This is a genomic window from Seongchinamella unica (genome assembly GCF_004354085.1).
Taxonomy (GTDB): domain Bacteria; phylum Pseudomonadota; class Gammaproteobacteria; order Pseudomonadales; family Halieaceae; genus Halioglobus; species Halioglobus unicus.
In genome coordinates this window covers 268,369-287,720 of the sequence record NZ_SMSE01000002.1, presented here as the reverse complement: position 1 = coordinate 287,720, position 19,352 = coordinate 268,369, and the positions used below count along the sequence as shown (strand labels likewise).

The window sequence follows — 19,352 nt, the reverse complement described above, 5'->3', positions numbered from 1 at the left end:
TCGGTACTAGCTGGCGGCGCTCGCCCTGCCCCTCAGCTTTGGCTTTGCCCTGGGCCTCGCCTTCGGCTTGCGCCCGGTCGCGGTCTTGCGCTGTTTCATCGGCGTACTTTGTGACCGGGGCTCCAGCCAGTCTGCGGACTCGGCCCAGACGGCTCCCGGGGCCTTGCTGCCAATAATGACCCCCATATGACCGCCGGGCGCCACCCGAAACTCCTTGTCACGGGAGGCCACCAGTTCGACACTGCGCTCGGCGACCTCCGCAGGCACCAGGTTGTCGCTCTCTCCGGCGAACGCGAGCAGGTTGCAGTCGATGCGGTCGATCTCGGCCACCTTGTCGCGAATCTTTACCTTGCCGCCGGCGATCTGGTTCTCCATCACGACGCCGCCAGCCATGTCCTGTAACACCCCGCCGGGATAGCGCAGCATGTTGTTGAGGTAGTCGGACGTGGTGGAGTGTGACTCCACAAACTCGCGATCCCAAAGCCGCGTCACCAGGTCCCAATAGGTGGTCACGCTGCCAATCGGGTCGGTCATCTTGAACACGATCGTGGTGGCCCAATCCGGCAGCGACAGCCGCGCGGGATCAAGGGTATTGAGCCGCAGGTTGGAGTAATTGCTGACCAGTTGCGCCGGCCCATCCAGCGCCTGTGCTACCCCGGCAACCCGGGCAATCACGCCCTTACCCGTCTCCACATCGATGGGGCTGGCGACGGTGACGATATTGCGGATGTGCCTGTCCCGGTTGATTCCCTGGTAAAACAGGCAGAGCAGCCCGCCCATGCACCAGCCCATTAATGACAGGTCCTTGCTCCCCGAATGACGGCGGATTTTTTCCAGCGCGGTGCCCATCATGTCGTCGCAGTAGTCCAGTATGCCAAGGCGGGCATGTTCTTTTTTCGGCTTGCCCCAGTCCAGCAGGTAGACCTTGAAACCCCGGGCCACCATGTATCGCACCAGGCTGCGCTGCGGCATCAGGTCAAAGGTCTCGGTCGTCACGCCCAATGGCGGCACCAGCACCAGCGGTACCGCGTGCTGCTCGCGCTCGATAGGCATGGTGCTGCCGTTCACCAGTTCGATTTCGTCCTCTTCCGGCAGTTCGTAGTAGCGCACCGCCATCAGGTCGCCGTCGTGTACCAGCTCGAACCAGGTCCTGCCGGACTGGATCAGGGTGTCACGTTTGAACAGCCAGTCGATACTGTTGGCCGTGCTCGCCGCCAGCCGCTGGTTCAGAGCGAGGCCCTGGTCCAGGGCAATTCTGGCTAACTTGTTCATTCGACCACCTCCCCTTGCGCCACCAGTTCTTCCAGTTCGTCCACGGCCTTGCCGAAGTACACCGCCATGCGTTGCAGGTGCGGCAGAGTGTCCCGTGCCCCGGTGAAACCGACGTTGAAGGTACCCGCATAATTCACACAATCGATACTCAGGGCACTGAACTGCATCAGTTGGCTCAGCGGGTAGACTGCCTCCATTCTTGACCCGTTGAAATACAGTGGTTTGTCCGCGCCCCGGGTATTGGAAACAGCCAGGTTAAACAGCGGCGGAATCCACCTCCCCAGCCCTCCCAGTTGACTGGCATACAGGGGCGCGGCGCGCATCATCACGTAGGAGGTGACCGCGTCTTCCGGCAGGGATGCGCGATCTTCACGCACCTTTTTCATCCCCTCCTTCACGGCGGCCAGCCTGGCCAGGGGGTCGCCAACGTCAGTGCACAATGGCACCCGGAAACCGGCAATGGCATTGCCGGCGATGTGCTGGCCACGCTCCTGCAGGGAGACGGGCATCATCCCGATCAGTGAATGATCGGGCAGCGCGTTGTATTCCTTGAAAAACCGCCGCAGGGTTGAGCCGCACAAATAGGTCAACATCTCATTGACCGTGCTCCCGGTATTTTCCGCCAGGGCAACGCAGCGGGCAACGGATAACTGCTGGGTGGCAAACCTGCGCTGGGAATTGATCCGCCGGTTGAGGGTACTTCTCGGGGTGCCACGAGGAAACAGGAAGGTGTTGCGTTCGCTGGGTCGGATGGCGCTCTGCAGCATGCCGGCCGCGGCTTTAGCCATGGCGCCCAGTGACTCCATCGTCTGCCCCAGGCCCGGCACATTGAAATCTTCGACCAGGTCCCCGGCGCCGGCGGCAGCGATGGGCTGCGCCCACAGCGGCCGGGTGTTGCGCGACCTGGCACTGGCTGCCAGGGTGGACAGCAGGATCGGCACACCGTTGACGGCATCCACCAGGGCGTGATGGATCTTGATGTAAAAGGCAAAGCGGTTGCGCTCGAGCCTCTCGATGAGGTGAAACTCCCACAGTGGGCGACGTCGGTCCAGCGGGTAACTGTGCAGCCTCGAGATCATTCGGCCCAGTTCCCGCTCACCGCCGGGCTGCGCCAGGGCCGAGCGACGGAAATGATAGTCGATGTCAAACCCTCGGTCTTCTGCCAGCTTCGGCATCGGTCCGCTGCCCAGGCGCAGATTCCAGGGCGCCACCACTTCGGCATCCCGCATCTGCCTGGCCATCTCGGCATAAAAGTTGTTCCCGGCGTTGGCCGGCTTGCGGAAGGTGGCCAGCACGCCGACGTGCATGGGTGTTTCATCCGACTCCAGCATCAGCCAGATGGCATCGAGCGGTTTCAGGGTAATTGCCGACATAGGTGTTCGCGGTCCAGGTCAGGGGCTGGGGATTATAGCAGTCCGTGTTATTGCAGCCAGCACCCTGTCCGCTACAGCATGAATCGGCCGGCGCCTGCTGATGCTGATGGCGCGAACGCCTCCTGCCGGGGCTCCGGTGTCGCGATGACCCGGTACCGCAGGGGACCGTCACTTGAGAGCGCGTCGAAGGGGTAGCAGGTCACTAACAGCAGCAAGTTGTCACCCGAATCAATGGCAATCCCGCCCTTTGACGCATCGACAATGTCTGTCGCCACGACCCGGTAATGTATGGCCCTGCCGGATGCCAGCTGCACCACTATTCGCTGCCCGGGAACGATGTGCCTGAGAAAGCGGAAATGCGTGTCCCGGTGACCGCCGATGACGGCAACCCCACGGGTCCCCGGCATCGCACTGGCGCGCTGATGACCGGGCCCGAAAGCCAGCACGTTGCCCGTGTCCCCGGCCAGCACCAGTTGCGATTCCGCCAGTGCGGGAATCTCCAGCCTGGCCATCGGCCAGGTGTCAGCCCAGGGCCAGGGTTTTACCGGCCGGCCGTCCTGCGCCAGACTCTGGGCCCAGGCCCGTTCGACCAGCCGAGGGGCCAGCTGCGCCTTGAGCTGGATAAGCAGCGCAGTGCCGAGCTGGTGACTGGCGGCAAGCAGTAGCAGCAGGGCAGAGATGCGCGACAGCGGGCTAACCATCCTGTTCCTCCTCCCGGAATGCCCTTGCGAACAGCGCCAGCAGCAACAGGAAGCTGCCCAGCCAGACATTTGCCGCGGCAGTTGTCGCGGTGTGCGGGTAGGCGAAGGTCTGCGGGCTCTGGCCACGGGGGCGTGTATTCGGCACCGGGTTACTGTCCAGGGCGCGGGCATCGGGCCTGCTCGGCTGCTGCTCCACGGCGACAAAGCTGGTGTAGGGGCTCATCAGGCGGTGCTCGAGCGCCAGGGGCAGCACCCGGTCGCGCACCCAGTCATCGTCCTTGCCATGAGCCTTCATGTCCAGCAGTGCGGAAATTTTGCTGCGCGCCCAGACCGCAGCCACGCCCCGGTGATCGTCCACGTGGACGGGGTCCGAACCCTGGAAAAATTCCAGCGTGGTTGCCCACTCCCGCTCGCCCACACGGCCGCGCACCAGCAGGTCTGCATCGGGCAACTGCGCACCCAGCCTGACAGCGACCAGCAGGGGCTCACCCAGGTAGAGATCGGGTATTCTTGATGGCCACGGTTCCACTCCGTCCGGCCAGTCCACGGTTAACGAGGTCGCTATGGGAAACGACAGCTGACGGAACAGGGCATCCATGGTGGCACCCACTTCGGCGACGTCACTGATGTAGGTATAGGTCCCTCGGCCGAATTCGGCCGCCTTACGCATGAACCAACTGTTTGGCGCGGAACCGATTCCCACCGTGAACAGCCGGCTTGGCCCCAGTTCCCGCACGATCACCTCGAACAAGGCCTGCTCGTTGCCCACCGCGCCGTCGGTAATGAAAATCACCTGGCGCAGCGCCGGCTGCGGGCTGAATTCATCCGCTGCTGCGGCAGGCGCCAGCGCTGCCTGCAGCGCGGGCATCATCTCGGTGCCCCCGGTGGCCCGCAGGTGGCGTACATATTCCCCCGCCAGTTGCAGGTTATGCCGGGTCGCCGGGGCCGCCCGTCGAAACAGGGCATGGTGGCTGGAGTTGAACTGAATGATATTGAAGCGATCCTCCGGGCGCAGATGCTGAAGCGCACGCGCCAGGCTTTGCCGTGCCTGGCGGATGGAGACTCCGCCCATTGAGCCGGAGGTGTCAACGACAAACACGATCTCCCGCGGGGTGGGCGCCGGTGCCCGCTCCGGCCCAGGGGGGACCAGCAGCAACAGGCCGTAGTATTCGCCAGCGAATTTCTCGATGAAAAATGCCGCCGAAGGCGCACTACCGGACACGGGAGTCCACTGCAGTTCGAAGTCCCTGTCCATTTCAGCCACGCCGCGGGCCAGGACAATTTCATAGATTCCGGCCCGGCGACTGAGGGCAATGTCATGATAGGGGGAATGGACCTCGGTCAATGGCATACCCATGTCCAGCCGGACGCGCAGTTCCAGGGCATTGCGTGGATCGTCATCATTCCCCGGCCGGGGATGCAACAGGGGGGTAATCTGGTCGGCGTCAACTACCCGGTCGGTCGGCTTCGCCCAGCCGAGGCCGGGCAATACGCTCAGTGTTTCGCTGCCCTGCTCCACCTGCCGGGCCGGACTGATGCCGGGAATGTAACGGGGGGTGATCGTGGTAGGCAGTCGCAGGGAGAAGCGGCCGCCGTCAAAGTTCACCTGCTGGACATACTCCAGCCTCACGCTGACAGACTCGCCCGGGGCGATGTTTGCCACCCGGCTGGTGAACAGGTTGGGTCTTTGCTGCTCCACCAGCGAACTTTTCTTTCCCGCCGCCCTGGCCTCGCGATAAATTTGCTGTGCCTGTGCCCGCTCGCGAATCTCGCCGACGATCCGCCGCTCACCCACCCGCATCTCCAGGTGCCGGACTGCGCCCTGCTCAGGCAGCGGAAAGGCGTAGACCCCCTCCATCCATTCGCCGCCCCTGTTGCGGAACTGTTGCTCCAGGGTGACGATGGCGATCATGCCGGTCACCTCCACATCAACCTTCGTTCGCTGGGCCAGGGCTGCCGTGCGTTGCCCTGACTCATCGCGCAGGATGAGCTGCCCACCCTCCACCTCCGCAAGGGAAGCTTGCGCCCTCACCGCGGCAGCACCGAGAACCAGCAGGCTCAAGGCGGCCAGTATCAACGCCGGCAGGCAGCGGAACAGCAGCCACCAGGAAAGGCGGCCAAAGCGCTGTATATCCCGGGCAAGAATCCGATTCAGTTGCAAGGTTGGCATCGCCGTGTCTCCGAGTTCATTTGCCCCAGTACAGCGAACGGAAGTGGCAAAATCGGGGACGGAAAGTGGCACGGGGATGGCCAATTGTGATCAATTGTGGCGCCCGCTTGAGCCGCCGGGTGTTATTTGAAACCATGGACACATCGGCAATACCCAGGAAGCCCAGATGCAGAAGCACATCGCCATCGTCGAGGACGAGGCTGCGATTGCCGCCAATTATCGCGACCACCTTCAGCGCCAGGGTTTTCGCGTATCCCTGTACCCCAGTAAAGCCACCGCCGCCGAGGCATTTACCCGGCAATTGCCCGACCTGGCCATCATCGATGTGGGCCTGGGTGAGGAAATGGAAGGTGGATTCGAGCTGTGCCGGGAATTACGGGCACAATCGCCGGTGCTACCCATCGTCTTCCTCACCGCCAGGGATTCCGAACTGGATATTATCTCCGGCTTCCGGCTGGGGGCGGATGAGTACCTGACCAAGGACATCAGCCAGGCGCAACTCAGTGCGCGGATCAATGCCCTGCTGCGCCGGGTCGATGCGCTGCGCATACCGGAACAGGAGCAGCACCTGGTGCGCCAGGGCAAGCTGGAGCTGAACCGGGAACGCATGACCACCAGCTGGCGCGGTCAGGCGCTGGAACTCACCGTCACCGAATTCTGGATCGTCCACACCCTGGCGCTGCACCCCGGCCATGTTAAAAATCGCCAGCAGCTGATGGACCAGGCCAACGTGGTGTTGGACGACAACACGATTACCTCACACATCAAGCGCATCCGTCGCAAATTCCAGGCCCTGGATCCGGCGTTTGAGCACATCGAAACGGCCTACGGCATGGGCTACCGATGGAAAGGCTGACCTTCAGCCTGCGCCGGCAGCTAATACTGGTATCGGTGCTGTTGCTGTCACTGCCCTGGGCGGGTTGCCAGTTTATCCGCGAGATGGAGGGCGCGTTGCGCCACGGCCAGGAGCAGGCCCTGCAGGCCACGGCCGAGGCCGTTGCGGCGGTGATCGGCGCCCGTCAGGAGCTGATATATCCGGACCCGGCCCGTATCGTCACCCGCGAGGACCCGCGCCCCTCCGTGTATGCCCTGCCCGCACAGCACTACATTTCAGTAGACGGCTACGCCGATGGCTGGGAGGACATTGCGGAATACACGCTGAGTAACCCGGACCTGACGGCGCCGCTGGCGCTGAGCTACCGGGCGCTGACCCGGGGCAACTCCCTGTTCCTGCTACTCAAGGTTCAGGATCCCGAGGTGATCTACCATAACCCGGGTCTGTCCCGCGAACCCAATGGCGACCGCTTGATACTGCGCACCTGGCGCGATGGCAGACGCCAGGAGTACGTGATCGCCACCGCCGCACCGGGCAGTGTTCGGGCCCAGGCCGCCGGTCGCCGCCTGCGGGGCATCGACCCGGGCCGAATCGCCGGTTTCTGGCAGGATGCCCGGGGCGGCTACACCCTGGAGTTGGAGATTCCCCTGTCCTACACCGGAGAGCGCCTGGGTTTCTACGTGATTAACACCGGTGCCCGGGCAAGCGGTCCCGTTGAAACCCTGGGTAATGTCTCGCCGCTGGAAACCCGGGCACCCCCATGGCTGATTTACAGCAGTGACGCGCTGCAAACTGCGCTGGCACCCTTCGCCCATGGCGGCCGTAAAATCGAGGTCAGTGACAATCAGCGCTGGCGGGTCGGCGAACTGGCACCGGCGGCCAGCGACGCCAGCATCCCGGACACCTTCTGGTTGCTGCGCCTGATCTACCGCAGTGTGCTCGCCGAGACCGATCTGCCCTCCCCGCCCGTTGCCGCACAGGCGGGAAAAATGGCCGGCCCGGGCGTGGCAGGCGCCCTGGCGGGCAATCCGGGCAGCTATCGTTACCGGGCGACTGGCAGCAGTACCCACACCCTGCTCAGCGCCGCTGCGCCGATACGCCACCAGGGCCAGGTGATCGGCAGCGTGCTGGTCAGTGAGTCCGGTGAACAGTACCTGTCACTGACCGACCAGGCGTTCAGCCGACTGTTGGGTTACAGCCTGTTTGCCATTGGTCTCGGCGCACTGGGACTGCTCGGTTATGCCAGCGTGCTGTCCCTGCGCATACGGAGGCTGAGCCAGGCCGCCAGTCGGGTGATTGCGCCTGATGGTTCCATCAGCGGCGCCTTCCCGGCGAGCGGGGCAGCTGATGAAATCGGTGAGCTCTCGCGTCACTATGCGGCCCTGCTGGAAAAGCTGCGCGAGTACAACGACTATCTGCGCACGTTGAGCCGCAAGCTCTCGCACGAATTGCGGACCCCCATCGCCATTATCCAGACCTCGCTGGAAAACCTGGAGCAGGAGCACCAGCCGGACCAGGCGGTGTATGTAAATCGCGCCCGTGACGGGCTGGATCGCCTGCGGCGAATTCTCGATGCCATGAGCGAGGCATCGCGACTGGAAGAGAGCATTCGCAGCAATCCGCTGATACTGCTGGACCTGGTGCCGCTGCTACAGGAAGTCCATAAGGCCTATCAGGCGGTTTACCCGCAATATGCGATCGGACTGGCAGTGGACACCGTGCAGGCCCGGATTAACGGTGTCCCGGAGCTGATTATCCAGGCGCTGGACAAACTGATGGATAACGCCGTGTCCTTCAGCGAACCGGGTGCACCCATCACCCTCTCGCTGGGCGGCAAACAGGGAGGCTGGGAACTGGCGGTGAGTAACGTGGGGCCCACGCTATCTCCCGCCCTGGCCCAGTCCATGTTCGATCCCATGGTGTCGCAACGCGCAAGCGCGGGCGATACCGTTCACCTTGGGCTGGGTCTGCACGTGGTGCGGCTGATTTGTGAATACCACCAGGGCCGGGTAACGGCCAGCAACCTGGTAAATCCACCTGGCGTGACGGTGCACATGTGGTTCCCCCGGGCGACATCAACCACCTGAACATCAAGGGCTGGGAAACAGGCTGAACTCAAACGACGGACATAAAAAAGGCCTCCGAAGAGGCCTTTTGTCTGATTTGCGACCTTACTGGGCGCCGCCCGGATCGGACAGTTTTTCCATGACCTGGTCGAGCGAGAAGCTGGCCGCTTTCTGCCGCGGCGGGTACTTCTTGAAGGTCTCCAGGAACTCCCCTACATACGCCTGGGCAGGTACCAGCATGTAGGCACGGTCGATCATCCAGTCATAATAGGTATTGGATGTCAGGGGTGCACGCTCGTAGGGGTCACGGCGCAGGTTGAAGATCAGCGGCACGCGCAACGGCACGAACGGATCCATCCATACCCGGAAGCCACCCTGGGTTTTCTGCTCCATGAACACCAGTTTCCAGTCACGGTAACGCAGCGCCGTCAGGTCACCGTCGTCGGAGAAATAGAATATCTCGTCTCGCGGATCCTTCTCGGCCTCGCCGGTCAACAGGGGCAGGAAGTTGTAGCCGTCCAGGTGCACCTTGTAATTGCGGCCAATCGCGCGATGCCCCTTGAGCAGTTTCTCCTTCACGTCAGGCTCGCCCGCTGCCGCCAGGAAAGTGGGCAGCCAGTCCATGTGGTGCATGATGTCATTGGAGATGCTGCCGGCTTCGATTTTACCCGGCCAGCGCACCATGGCAGGCACTCGCCAGCCGCCTTCCCAGTTGGTGTTTTTCTCACCACGGAACGGCGTCATTGCAGAGTCAGGCCAGGTGTTCATGTGCGGACCGTTATCCGTGGAGTAGAACACGATGGTGTTGTCGGCAACGCCCAGTTCATCCAGCTTGTCGAGGAACAGGCCGATATGGGCGTCGTGCTCGAGCATGCCGCAGGTGTAAGGGTCCTTACCCCGACGCGGGTACATTTCCTGACACCACTTCATCTTTTCGTCAGAGACGTGGGTGCGGAAGTGCATGCGGGTGCCACTCCACCATACGAAGAAAGGCTTGTCGGCCTTCACTGCGTTCTCAATAAACTTGAGCGCTTCGGCGGAGGTGTCGTCGTCAACTATTTCCATCCGCTTCCTGGTCAGGGGGCCGGTGTCCTCGATCTTGCCATCAGCCGATGAGCGGATAACGCCGCGGGGGCCAAACTTCTCACGGAACGCGGGATCAGTCGGATAGTCGGCATTTTCCGGTTCCTCCTCTGCGTTAAGGTGATACAGGTTGCCATAAAACTCGTCGAAACCGTGGTTGGTAGGCAGGTGCTCATCCCGGTCGCCCAGGTGGTTCTTGCCGAACTGGCCGGTGACATAACCGTGATTTTTCAGCAGTCCGGCAATGGTTGGGTCTTCCTCTCGCATACCCAATTCCGCACCCGGCAAGCCGACCTTGCTCAGCCCTGTACGGAACACGGACTGGCCCATGATGAACGAGGAGCGACCTGCGGTGCAGCTCTGCTCGCCATAGTAATCGGTGAAGATCATGCCTTCATTGGCAATCCGGTCGATGTTGGGAGTCTGGTAACCCATCATCCCCATGGTGTAGGCAGATATATTCGACTGGCCGACGTCGTCACCCCATACCACCAGGATATTGGGTTTGTCGGCGGCCTGAACACTTATCGCGACGCTGGCTAAAGCGCCAACCACAAGCGACCTGGTTAATCTCAGCATTGAGAGCTCCTTTGGCAAAATTTGAGGGGATCGCCGCCCCTTGCAACTATAGACCAGCAGGAGGGGCCCGCAAGCGACGGGAGAGATTACATTCGGACAAAAAATTGACGTTTACCGCACCCGGACTGGATAACTCCCGGCCACACATACGAATCGATTGACGACCGGCTCGCCCGAAACCGGACCTGTTCGGAGCCACTCGAACAGCACTGCAAAGTTGCTGAGACTCAGTCCCCCAGAAAGGCCAGCTGCTTGAGCTCCGTCAACTGGTCCCGCAGGGCCGCCGCTTCCTCGAATTCGAGGTTCCTGGCATGGTCCTGCATCTGGGATTCCAGCTGTTTGAGCTTGCGCGACAGGGCCGCTGGCGACAGCTGTGCCACCTCCGCGCCGAAGGCAAGTTTCGGTTCGGCGACGGCCTTCGCCCGGGTCTTGCCGCGAGTGGGCATGCGCCTGGCCCCTTCCATAATGTCCTGGACCGACTTCTCCACGCCTTTGGGCACAATGCCGTGCTCGGTGTTGTGGGCCAGCTGTTTGGCCCGGCGACGCTCGGTTTCAGCGATCGCCCGCTCCATCGAGCCGGTGACCCGGTCGGCGTAGAGAATGGCCCGCCCGTTGAGGTTGCGGGCGGCGCGGCCGATGGTCTGGATCAACGAGCGCTCGGAACGCAGGAAGCCCTCCTTGTCGGCATCGAGAATGGCCACCAGCGAGACCTCGGGCATGTCCAGGCCCTCTCGCAGCAGGTTGATACCCACCAGCACGTCGAACTCGCCCAGGCGCAGGTCGCGGATGATTTCCACCCGCTCCACGGTATCGATATCCGAGTGCAGGTAGCGCACCCGTACACCATTGTCTGCCAGGTACTCGGTGAGGTCCTCGGCCATGCGTTTGGTCAGCGTGGTTACCAGAACCCGCTCCCCCCTGGCCACCGTTTCGCTGATCTGGCCCAGCAGGTCGTCCACCTGGGTGGTGGCTGGTCGGATCTCGAGCGCCGGGTCGATCAGCCCGGTGGGACGCACCACCTGCTCGACAGTTCTTCCCGCGTGCGACTGTTCATAGGCGCCAGGTGTTGCCGAGACAAATATCGCCTGGGGCACCAGCCGCTCCCACTCCTCGAAGCGCAGCGGGCGGTTATCCAGCGCTGAAGGGAGCCGGAAGCCATACTCCACCAGGGTCTCCTTGCGGGAACGGTCGCCCTTGTACATGGCTCCGATCTGGGGAATGGTGGCGTGGGATTCATCGACGATCACCAGGGCGTTGTCCGGCAGGTACTCGAACAACGTCGGCGGCGGCTCCCCCGCCTTGCGCCCCGACAGGTAGCGGGAGTAGTTCTCCACCCCCTGGCAATAGCCCAGCTCGCGGATCATTTCCATGTCGTATTTGGTGCGCTGGGCCAGACGCTGGGCCTCCACCAGTTTCTGGTTGCCCTTGAGCTGCTCCAAGCGCACTTCCAGCTCTTCCTCGATCTGCTCCACTGCGTTCAGCATGGTGTCCCGGGGCGTGACATAGTGGCTCTTGGGGAAGATAGTGATGCGCGGCACCTTACTCTCCACCGCGCCGGTCAGCGGATCAAATATATAGATGTTCTCGATTTCCTCGTCGAACAGCTCGATCCGCACCGCTTCGCGCTCCGAGTCCGCCGGAAAAATATCGATCACGTCACCGCGCACCCGGTAGGTGGCGCGGGCAAAATCCACATCATTGCGGGTGTATTGCAGGTCTGCCAGATGGCGCAGAATTCCGCGCTGGTCGATAAACTCGCCCCGGGACAGGTGCATGCGCATCTTGTAATAGGAATCCGGGTCGCCCAGGCCGTAGATCGCCGAGACCGTCGCCACCACCAGGCAATCTTCGCGCTCCATCAAGGCCTTGGTGGCGGACAGGCGCATCTGTTCAATATGGTCGTTGACCGAGGCGTCTTTCTCGATGAAGGTGTCCGAAGACGGCACATAGGCCTCGGGCTGGTAATAGTCGTAGTAGGAGACGAAGTATTCCACCGCGTTATTGGGGAAGAACTCCTTGAACTCGCCATACAACTGGGCCGCCAGAGTCTTGTTGTGGGCCATGACAATGGTCGGTCGCTGCAACTGCTCCACCACATGGGCCATGGTGAAGGTCTTGCCGGAGCCGGTCACCCCGAGCAGGGTCTGGGCGGCGAGCCCTGCCTGCACCCCCTCCACCAGCTGCCGGATAGCCTCCGGCTGGTCACCCGCGGGCTGGAATTTGGACTCGACGTGAAAGGGACGTGACACCGGCGCTGCACCTGATCCTGAATGAAAAATAGCCGTTTATTATCATCCACATAGCGATCAATTGCAGCCTGAATCCACGCCCTGTCCAGATTACAAAATAATCCCCAATTTGCTGTTGACCCCACCCCCCGTGATCATTAATATACGCGGCCTCTGAAGAGATCAATTCCGCCTTAGCTCAGTTGGTAGAGCAAATGACTGTTAATCATTGGGTCGCTGGTTCGAGCCCAGCAGGCGGAGCCAAACATGAACAGGGTCGCACATTGTGCGGCCCTTTTTTGTTTTACCGCTGCGCCGCAGCTTCTATCAGCGCACGCGATATCCTCACTGAACGCTCCACCGCCTCCAGGGAAATACGCTCATCGGTGCTGTGGATTGTTTTGGTATCAGTCACTGGCAGTGAAAACGGGTGGAAGCGATAGATCTGCGGTGCCACTTCCACGTAGTGGGCGCTATCGGTGGTCGCCGTCAACAGCCCCGGCACGACCAGCGCCTGCGGATAGGATTCATTAATTGCACTTTTGACCCGCTGATACCCCTCTCCCTCGATGTCAGCGACCGGTGGGCCCGGTTTCCACTGTTGCGACTCGATCTCGATGTTCTCGTCGTCAACCAGTTCGGTCACAGCATCCAGCAGCTGTTGAGGGCTGAAGCCCGGCATCAGCCGGAAATTCACCTTGGCCTCGGCCTGCTGGGAAATCACGTTTTCCTTGATGCCGGCATCGAACATGGTCACTGCTGTGGTTGTGCGGATCATTGAGTTGGTCATCGAGTCTTTCGCCATCGTCGCCAGTAACAGGGGTCTGGTGAGCCACTGATTTTGCAGTACAAAGCCTTTGAGTCCCCCCAACTCCGCGCCGACAATTTTCAGCATGTCACTGACCGGCGGCTTCAATTGTGCCGCAAACGGATTTTCATGGAGCCTGGTGAGGGCGCGGGACAAACGAACAATGGCGTTATCCTGCACCGGCATGGAGGAATGGCCGCCCGCCCCCTTCGCTCGCAACGTCAGGGTCACGTAGGTTTTTTCCGCAAGCCCGATCATGGCCATAGCCCTGCCCGGCAACAGGGGGTTACCCTCAACTATCAGTCCTCCTTCGGCAATCATGTATTGCAACTCAATACCCTTGTCCTGCAGGTGCCTGACGATATTGGCCGCCCCCTCGGTACCGCCTATCTCTTCATCATGGGCGAAGGAAAACAACAGCGTCCGCTCCGGTTGAAAGCCCTCGCCAACCAGCGTCTCTACTGCCTCGAGGGTTGCTATCACCGAGGCCTTGTCATCCAGGGCGCCGCGTCCCCACAGGTAGCCATCGCTGATCGCGCCGGCAAACGGCGGCTGGGTCCACTCCTGCTCGGTACCGGGTTCAATCGGCACCACGTCGTAGTGGGCATCCAGCAGCACGGGTTTCAGTTCCGGCTGCCGACCCGGCCAGGTCAGCAGCAGGCTGTAGTCCGCCACGGTAGCCACCTGCAGGGCGCTGAATGTTCGCGGATAGGTCTCTGCGAGAAACTGCTGGAAGGCCCGAAACTGCGCATAGTCGATTTGCGAGCGCTCCTGGAAACTGACTGTCTGGAACTGGATCGCCTGGGCCAGATGCTTCACCGCCGGGGATGGCCCACTTGCCGCCGTTACCCGGGACGGCGCGGACAGGGCGACGGCGGCTACCAGTAATCCAGTCAACATGATCGATTTCATTCGCTGCGCCTGTTTGCTTGTTATCCGATGTCATCCGATACGATAATCCCACCCGGGCCCAGGGGCAATACAAGTGGACCTGACCAAAACCTCAATGCGCCGTCACATTTCCCTGTTACACTCCTGACCTATCGCCTCCCAGTACAACCGACAAGATGACTGTTGCCACCAGACTCCTGCCAGTCCTGTGCCTGATCACGCTCCCCTCCCCGGTCACCCTGGCCCAAGCCGACTACGACAAGATCTGGTCTCACTTCATCCTCTATGAATCAGAAGACGAGGGTTTGATCCGCAGTTTCGCCCTGGCCGGTCGGCTACAGGGAGACCTGGCCTGGGTCAATGCCGACCAGGGTAATTTCAATGACCAGTTATGGCGCCGCTTTCGCTTTGGCTTCAAGTCGCTACTGGCCAACGACTGGGTGCTGCAACTGGAAGGCGATTTTGATCTCAATCAGACAGGTACCGATCTCTATAGAGGGTTGACCGACGCCTACATCGGCTGGAACCCCGGCGATGCCCTGGACCTGCGTTTTCTCAAACACTCGGCGGGCTTTACCCTCGATGGCGCTACCTCCTCCAAGAAATTACTCACCATGGAGCGCAACAATCTCAGCAACAACCTGTGGTTTACCGCGGAATACTTTTCCGGCGTAAGCGCCCAGGGCAAACTGGACAACGGCCTGAGCTACCGGGCGGGTGTATTCTCCGGCGATCCCGACGAGGAGATACAATTCCAGGACGGCAGCTACTTTACCCTCGCCTCCCTGGGCTGGGACTTCGCCGCCGGGACGGGCATGGAGACCGCCACCGTTCGTATCGATTATGTCTACCAGGACGAGGATCCGGATAACAACACACGGGATTTTTCTCACGTTTTCAACCTGGTCAGCCAATGGGGGACGGAAAACTGGGGACTGTGGACCGACCTTTCGGCGGGTCGGGGACTCGCCGGGCAAAGCGATATCTGGGGCCTGGTGGTGATGCCCTTCTACCACAGCTCGGACAATGTACAGTGGGTGGCACGCTACACCTACCTGGACAGCGATGAGGCCAATGGCCTGCGCCTGGGTCGCTATGAGCGGGATGTGGTCGGGGGTCGAGGCGATGGCTACGACGAGGTCTACCTGGGGGTGAATTACCTCTTCTACGGCCACAAACTCAAGTGGCAGGGAGGGCTGCAATGGGCGCGGATGGAGGATAGTGCCGCGGATGGTGGCAGCTACAAGGGCTGGGCGTTCTCCACCGGTTTCAGGCTTTACTGGTATTGATCCAGCGACGACGACCATCGCCCTGCTCCTGCCAGTGCAAATTAGCATGCCAGCTGGCCTGTTTAGGCCTTTAATTCCCGGGGAACACTGCCGGCGCGGCTGTTTCGCGCTAGTATCGGGGGATGAACGTTGGCACAAAAACAGGGCGTGACTTTGCCCTCATCCAGGAAGCCTCTGGCGTGCACGTGGGGATATCGGCCACCCTGCCCCAGGCGGGCCGGCACGCCGCCAGCCTGCTGCAGCGCCAGTACGACCAGTGGCTGAGCAGGGACCGTTTCCAGGCCTGGGGCGCGTTTAAACGCGAGCACTTCACCATCGCCCTGGGCGGCGGGAACACGGTAAAAGCGCAATACCGGGCCTGGCTGGAGCAGCACCACAGCAGTATCGACTGGCTGCGCCATGTCCGCTTCTTCTTTCTTGAGGAGACCACCGGAGAACCGGGCTGGGAAAGCGCCGAACAGTCACTGCTGATCAACTTCCTGGTGCCCCTGGCCAGCAAATTGCGCCGCCAGCGTGGCATTCGAACACTCGCGCGCACCCTGAACCTGGCCGCAAACGCAGATCTGGACGACATCGTCGACGCCATGGCCACCACCATGGTTCACCCGATCAACCTCGCCACCGCCCGCCAGGCGCTGAAAAATAACCGTCCGCGCAAGGCCTTGCAACTGGCGCGTGAGGAATGCCGGCGCTACCAGCAGAACATCCAGGAAAAGCTCGGAGCCACCATGGCTTTTCACTGTATTGTCAGCGGCATTGGCAAGGACGGCACCATCGGCGCCCTATCGCCCTACACACCCGAGCTGGCCGTTCGGGAGCCGGCCGCACTGCTGCTGAAAAAAGGCGCCGGCGCTTTCCGCATCGCCCTCAACCGGGGGGTCCTGGTCAATGCCGAGCAAATCTACCTGATCGTGTCCGGCTCGCTGAAGCTGAAGGCGCTGGGACGGTTCGAGATGGAGGAGACCACTGACTTCGAACAAACGGTGATGGAAACGCCGCTGCGCCTGCTGCGCGAGACCCGGGACATCGCCGAGAGAGTGTACATCCTGGCCGATGAACAGGCGCTGCATTTCGATGAAACCCGGTTTGAATACAGCGAGCGCGGTCAACGGATAGAGAACAAGGCGGAAACCCGGGCGGGCGACGAGGAAAACGGCGTACACATTCTGTTGATGCACGGCTTTATGGGGCTGTTCAGCTTTGCCAACCTGCTGATACGCCTGCCCAGTTCCTGGACGGTGTCGGCCCTGCACCGCGGCAGCCGTGCCAAGTTCATGGCCAACGACGCCATTTTCCCCCACTATGCCCGCTTCCTGCGCAAAGCCATTCTCAGCCAGTGGCGCCAGGGGCGGCCGGTCCCCATTGCCGGTCATTCCATTGCCGGTGTGATTTCCGATCACCTGTTGCTGTCGCTGCTGAAGAGCTATGACAGTGAGATTCCGCCTTACCGGAAGCTCAGGGCCGAAGATCGACAACTGGTCGATGCGCTGCGCACCGGCGGCATCATCCACCTTGCCAGCTGGTCGCCCTGTGACGGGCCCAATACCGGGGAAAATGTTAAGTCGCTGCTGTCCCACCTGCGGCGCAAGGCGGACCTGGACTACAGCGGTTTCGAGCACATCTACCAACGGGACGAACAGGGCCGGTTGTTGCCGGCACAGGCTGATGCGCTTGCCGACAGCGCCAGAAACCTGCAACGCCTCGACCGGTTCCTGTCGCAGCGAATGTCGCGACCGCTGATCAACGGCATGACGGTCGGGCTGCGCAAGCTGCTGGAGCAGCGCAGCGTGCAGCAGCGATTGCTCAACGCCGACCTGCCCTATGTCATGCGCCTGGTCGGCAGCCGGTTGCTGAAAACGGCCTCACTCTACGGTATGGCCAAGGAAGTCAACGCGGCACTGCACGATCCGGTGGAGTACCAACGGCGGCACCTGAAAGCGCTGGACATCATTCTCGCCTACGATATTCCGTTCCTGAGCATTGTGCACCAGGATGACTTTCTGGTGTCGCCAGGTCGCCACCGGGAGGAACACGAATACCTGCTGGCTGGCCGCCTGCGCAAGGAAGGGGTAAGCAGCGAGGATGAGCTTACGGTCCCGGCGCGGTTGGTTATTCTTCCCCGCGAACAGGACGAACTGTCCCTGGATCCGCTCAACCCGCACCTGCTGGTCATGTCTACCAACCGCGAGGGCAACAACATGGCCCGGCAGATTACCGCGGCGATGACCCGCTTCGTCAATGAAAACCTGGCGAGGGCCATGCGCCAGAAGCGAATCAGGGCACTGGCCAGCGTCACCCGCTGGCAGCGCAAACAAGCCGGGCAAAAGTAGCGTAAACCCTGCCCGGTGGGTATCATGGCCTGCCCTATACCAGCAACAGGATTCCCCTTAGTGAAAACGCTTTACTACCGTATAAGAGCCTTTGTAGTCACCTGGTTGCTTCGCCTGCTACCCCGACATTCGCCGCTGGTCTACAAGGGCGAAGGCTCGGCCGTTACCCTCGCCGGGCAACTTGCCGTTCTCGGCATCGACAGGGTATTAATCGTTACCGACGCCTTCCTGGCAGGTTCCGGCATCCTCGACGGCATCAAGCAGCAACTGGAAAAGGACGGTGTCGAATTTGCCATCTTCGACGGAGTATTGCCGGATCCCACGTTTGACCAGGTGCAGGCCGGCGAGGCGCTGCTGCGGACAGAGGCCTGTGAAGCGGTGATGGCCGTTGGCGGCGGCTCGGTGCTCGACGCGGGCAAACTCATCGCCTTGCTGCACACCAATCCCGGTGACCTGGCATCCTTTGACGGCATCCAGAAAGCCAGCAAACCCGGCCTTCCCCTGTTCGCTGTTCCCACCACCGCTGGTACCGGTTCGGAAATCACGCTGGCTTCGGTTATTACTGATCCCGAGAGCCACCGCAAGGTACCGGTGGTCGACAGCAAATTAATCCCTGGATACGTGGCCCTGGACGCGGACATCATGAAAGGCATGCCCAAGGGTATCACTGCGGCGACCGGCATGGACGCCCTCACCCACGCGGTGGAATCCTACCTGTCCAAGGCCGCCACGCCGGCCACCGAACTGCAGGCAAAGGCGGCCGTGCGGCTGGTGTTCAAGTACCTCGCTCGCGCCTGGCACGACGGCGGTGATATGGAAGCGCGGGACGGCATGGCCGTTGCCTCATTTTATGCCGGTGCCGCTTTCGGCCGTACCTCGGTTGGCTATGTCCATGGTATCGCCCACCAGCTGGGCCGCATCTGCCACACGCCCCACGGCAATGCCAACGCCATGGTCTTGCCGGAGGTGCTGGCCGCCTATGGCAGCTGCACCCACCAGCGCCTGGCCGACCTCGCCCTGCTGGTAGGGCTAGGCAACGCAAGCGATGCCCCCTCTCAGCTGGCCCGGGGGTTTATCCAGGCCATCATCGACCTGCGTGCAGAACTGGAACTGCCGCTCAAGCCGGAGGGGCTGCAGGCAGCGGATATTCCCACGATTGTCGAAGAGGCGATCACCGAGGCCGGGGACCTCTACCCCGTGCCCCGCTATATGTCGGACGTGGAAATTACCACCATCGTGCGCGGCTTGCTTTCAGCGGCTTGAGCCACTTACTGTTGGCCGCCGGGATCCCAGTTACAGGAGAGCCACATGTCCAAGGAGTTCAACGCGGTCAGTTTTCTCGGCCGCTTTGTCTTTGCCGCGGTGCTGGTATTCGGCACTTACAATCCAACGGAGTGGTCCTACATCGGCTGGGTGTTCGCCGAAGGGACTGAGTTCGGGCCGGTGACGGCGCTGGTCGGCATCGTGCTGATTATCGGCTGGATTATCTTCCTGCGGGCCAGCTTCAACTCCCTTGGCCCGCTGGGAATCATTCTCGGCACCGCCCTGTTCTGCGCCATCATCTGGCTACTGGTAGACCTGGGCTGGCTTAGCCTTGAGTCACCCGGCGCCATCACCTGGATCGCCCTGTTACTGGTCGCCATGCTGCTGGCGGTGGGCATGTCCTGGGCGCACATCCGCCGCCGCCTGAGCGGCCAGTACTCGGTAGACGATGTAGAAGACTAGGC

General features: G+C 61.6%; 13 protein-coding genes and 1 tRNA gene. 7 read left to right on the top strand and 7 right to left on the bottom strand.

All coding sequences use genetic code 11. The features are described from left to right. Nucleotides 1-6: 6 nt before the first annotated feature. From E2F43_RS08360 to E2F43_RS08345, 4 genes are all read right to left on the bottom strand, one after another. Nucleotides 7-1,272: an alpha/beta fold hydrolase gene (locus E2F43_RS08360; protein ID WP_133211611.1), complete on the bottom strand. Its 1,266-nt coding sequence runs from the start codon at nucleotides 1,270-1,272 to the stop codon at nucleotides 7-9. Continuing rightward, entirely contained in the window at nucleotides 1,269-2,645 is a 1,377-nt protein-coding gene (locus tag E2F43_RS08355) for a wax ester/triacylglycerol synthase family O-acyltransferase (protein WP_133211609.1), read from the bottom strand. The genes E2F43_RS08360 and E2F43_RS08355 overlap by 4 nt, the downstream gene beginning before the upstream one ends. A gap of 71 nt (nucleotides 2,646-2,716) precedes the next feature. Further along, on the bottom strand, nucleotides 2,717-3,346 hold the full coding sequence (locus tag E2F43_RS08350) for a class GN sortase (RefSeq protein WP_165954247.1): 630 nt from the start codon (nucleotides 3,344-3,346) through the stop codon (nucleotides 2,717-2,719). Continuing rightward, nucleotides 3,339-5,516, bottom strand: coding sequence for a marine proteobacterial sortase target protein (locus E2F43_RS08345; protein WP_133211605.1), 2,178 nt, complete (start codon nucleotides 5,514-5,516; stop codon nucleotides 3,339-3,341). The genes E2F43_RS08350 and E2F43_RS08345 overlap by 8 nt, the downstream gene beginning before the upstream one ends. A gap of 166 nt (nucleotides 5,517-5,682) precedes the next feature. Here E2F43_RS08345 and pdsR point away from each other — a divergent pair, with 166 nt between their 5' ends. Continuing rightward, a complete protein-coding gene (gene pdsR, locus E2F43_RS08340) occupies nucleotides 5,683-6,372 on the top strand; it encodes a proteobacterial dedicated sortase system response regulator (RefSeq protein WP_133211603.1) in 690 nt (229 codons plus the stop codon). Beyond that, nucleotides 6,360-8,438 (top strand): ATP-binding protein, encoded by a 2,079-nt coding sequence (locus E2F43_RS08335; protein ID WP_133211601.1) that lies wholly within the window; start codon nucleotides 6,360-6,362, stop codon nucleotides 8,436-8,438. Before pdsR ends, E2F43_RS08335 begins: the two co-directional genes overlap by 13 nt. 84 nt (nucleotides 8,439-8,522) lie before the next feature. On the opposite strand, the gene E2F43_RS08330 is transcribed toward E2F43_RS08335, so the two are convergent. Together E2F43_RS08330 and uvrB are read right to left on the bottom strand one after the other, a co-directional pair. Beyond that, nucleotides 8,523-10,079, bottom strand: coding sequence for an arylsulfatase (locus E2F43_RS08330; protein WP_133211599.1), 1,557 nt, complete (start codon nucleotides 10,077-10,079; stop codon nucleotides 8,523-8,525). 227 nt (nucleotides 10,080-10,306) lie between these two features. Next, nucleotides 10,307-12,328, bottom strand: a complete 2,022-nt coding sequence (gene uvrB / locus E2F43_RS08325; protein WP_133211597.1) for an excinuclease ABC subunit UvrB — start codon at nucleotides 12,326-12,328, stop codon at nucleotides 10,307-10,309. A 167-nt stretch (nucleotides 12,329-12,495) separates the two neighbouring features. Between uvrB and E2F43_RS08320 the strand changes: the two genes are divergently transcribed. Continuing rightward, nucleotides 12,496-12,571 (top strand) — tRNA-Asn (locus E2F43_RS08320). A gap of 40 nt (nucleotides 12,572-12,611) precedes the next feature. Here E2F43_RS08320 and E2F43_RS08315 read toward each other — a convergent pair. Further along, nucleotides 12,612-14,015 (bottom strand): M20/M25/M40 family metallo-hydrolase, encoded by a 1,404-nt coding sequence (locus E2F43_RS08315; RefSeq protein ID WP_165954246.1) that lies wholly within the window; start codon nucleotides 14,013-14,015, stop codon nucleotides 12,612-12,614. Between the two features lie 167 nt (nucleotides 14,016-14,182). Between E2F43_RS08315 and E2F43_RS08310 the strand changes: the two genes are divergently transcribed. From E2F43_RS08310 to E2F43_RS08295, 4 genes are all read left to right on the top strand, one after another. After that, nucleotides 14,183-15,295: a porin gene (locus E2F43_RS08310; RefSeq protein ID WP_133211593.1), complete on the top strand. Its 1,113-nt coding sequence runs from the start codon at nucleotides 14,183-14,185 to the stop codon at nucleotides 15,293-15,295. Nucleotides 15,296-15,417: 122 nt separating this feature from the next. Continuing rightward, the gene (locus E2F43_RS08305) at nucleotides 15,418-17,625 is read left to right on the top strand and encodes a 6-phosphogluconolactonase (RefSeq protein ID WP_133211591.1); all 2,208 of its coding nucleotides are present in this window, start codon (nucleotides 15,418-15,420) and stop codon (nucleotides 17,623-17,625) included. Between the two features lie 60 nt (nucleotides 17,626-17,685). Then, on the top strand, nucleotides 17,686-18,888 hold the full coding sequence (locus tag E2F43_RS08300) for an iron-containing alcohol dehydrogenase (RefSeq protein ID WP_238946810.1): 1,203 nt from the start codon (nucleotides 17,686-17,688) through the stop codon (nucleotides 18,886-18,888). A 45-nt stretch (nucleotides 18,889-18,933) separates the two neighbouring features. Then, nucleotides 18,934-19,350: a DUF6524 family protein gene (locus tag E2F43_RS08295; RefSeq protein ID WP_133211587.1), complete on the top strand. Its 417-nt coding sequence runs from the start codon at nucleotides 18,934-18,936 to the stop codon at nucleotides 19,348-19,350. Nucleotides 19,351-19,352: the final 2 nt, after the last annotated feature.

Coding starts and splice junctions, on each gene's coding strand:
- E2F43_RS08360 (WP_133211611.1), bottom strand. CDS start 1,272: ATGAACAAGTTAGCCAGAATTGCCCTGGACCAGGGCCTCGCTCTGAAC.
- E2F43_RS08355 (WP_133211609.1), bottom strand. CDS start 2,645: ATGTCGGCAATTACCCTGAAACCGCTCGATGCCATCTGGCTGATGCTG.
- E2F43_RS08350 (WP_165954247.1), bottom strand. CDS start 3,346: ATGGTTAGCCCGCTGTCGCGCATCTCTGCCCTGCTGCTACTGCTTGCC.
- E2F43_RS08345 (WP_133211605.1), bottom strand. CDS start 5,516: ATGCCAACCTTGCAACTGAATCGGATTCTTGCCCGGGATATACAGCGC.
- pdsR (WP_133211603.1), top strand. CDS start 5,683: ATGCAGAAGCACATCGCCATCGTCGAGGACGAGGCTGCGATTGCCGCC.
- E2F43_RS08335 (WP_133211601.1), top strand. CDS start 6,360: ATGGAAAGGCTGACCTTCAGCCTGCGCCGGCAGCTAATACTGGTATCG.
- E2F43_RS08330 (WP_133211599.1), bottom strand. CDS start 10,079: ATGCTGAGATTAACCAGGTCGCTTGTGGTTGGCGCTTTAGCCAGCGTC.
- E2F43_RS08315 (WP_165954246.1), bottom strand. CDS start 14,015: ATGTTGACTGGATTACTGGTAGCCGCCGTCGCCCTGTCCGCGCCGTCC.
- E2F43_RS08310 (WP_133211593.1), top strand. CDS start 14,183: ATGACTGTTGCCACCAGACTCCTGCCAGTCCTGTGCCTGATCACGCTC.
- E2F43_RS08305 (WP_133211591.1), top strand. CDS start 15,418: ATGAACGTTGGCACAAAAACAGGGCGTGACTTTGCCCTCATCCAGGAA.
- E2F43_RS08295 (WP_133211587.1), top strand. CDS start 18,934: ATGTCCAAGGAGTTCAACGCGGTCAGTTTTCTCGGCCGCTTTGTCTTT.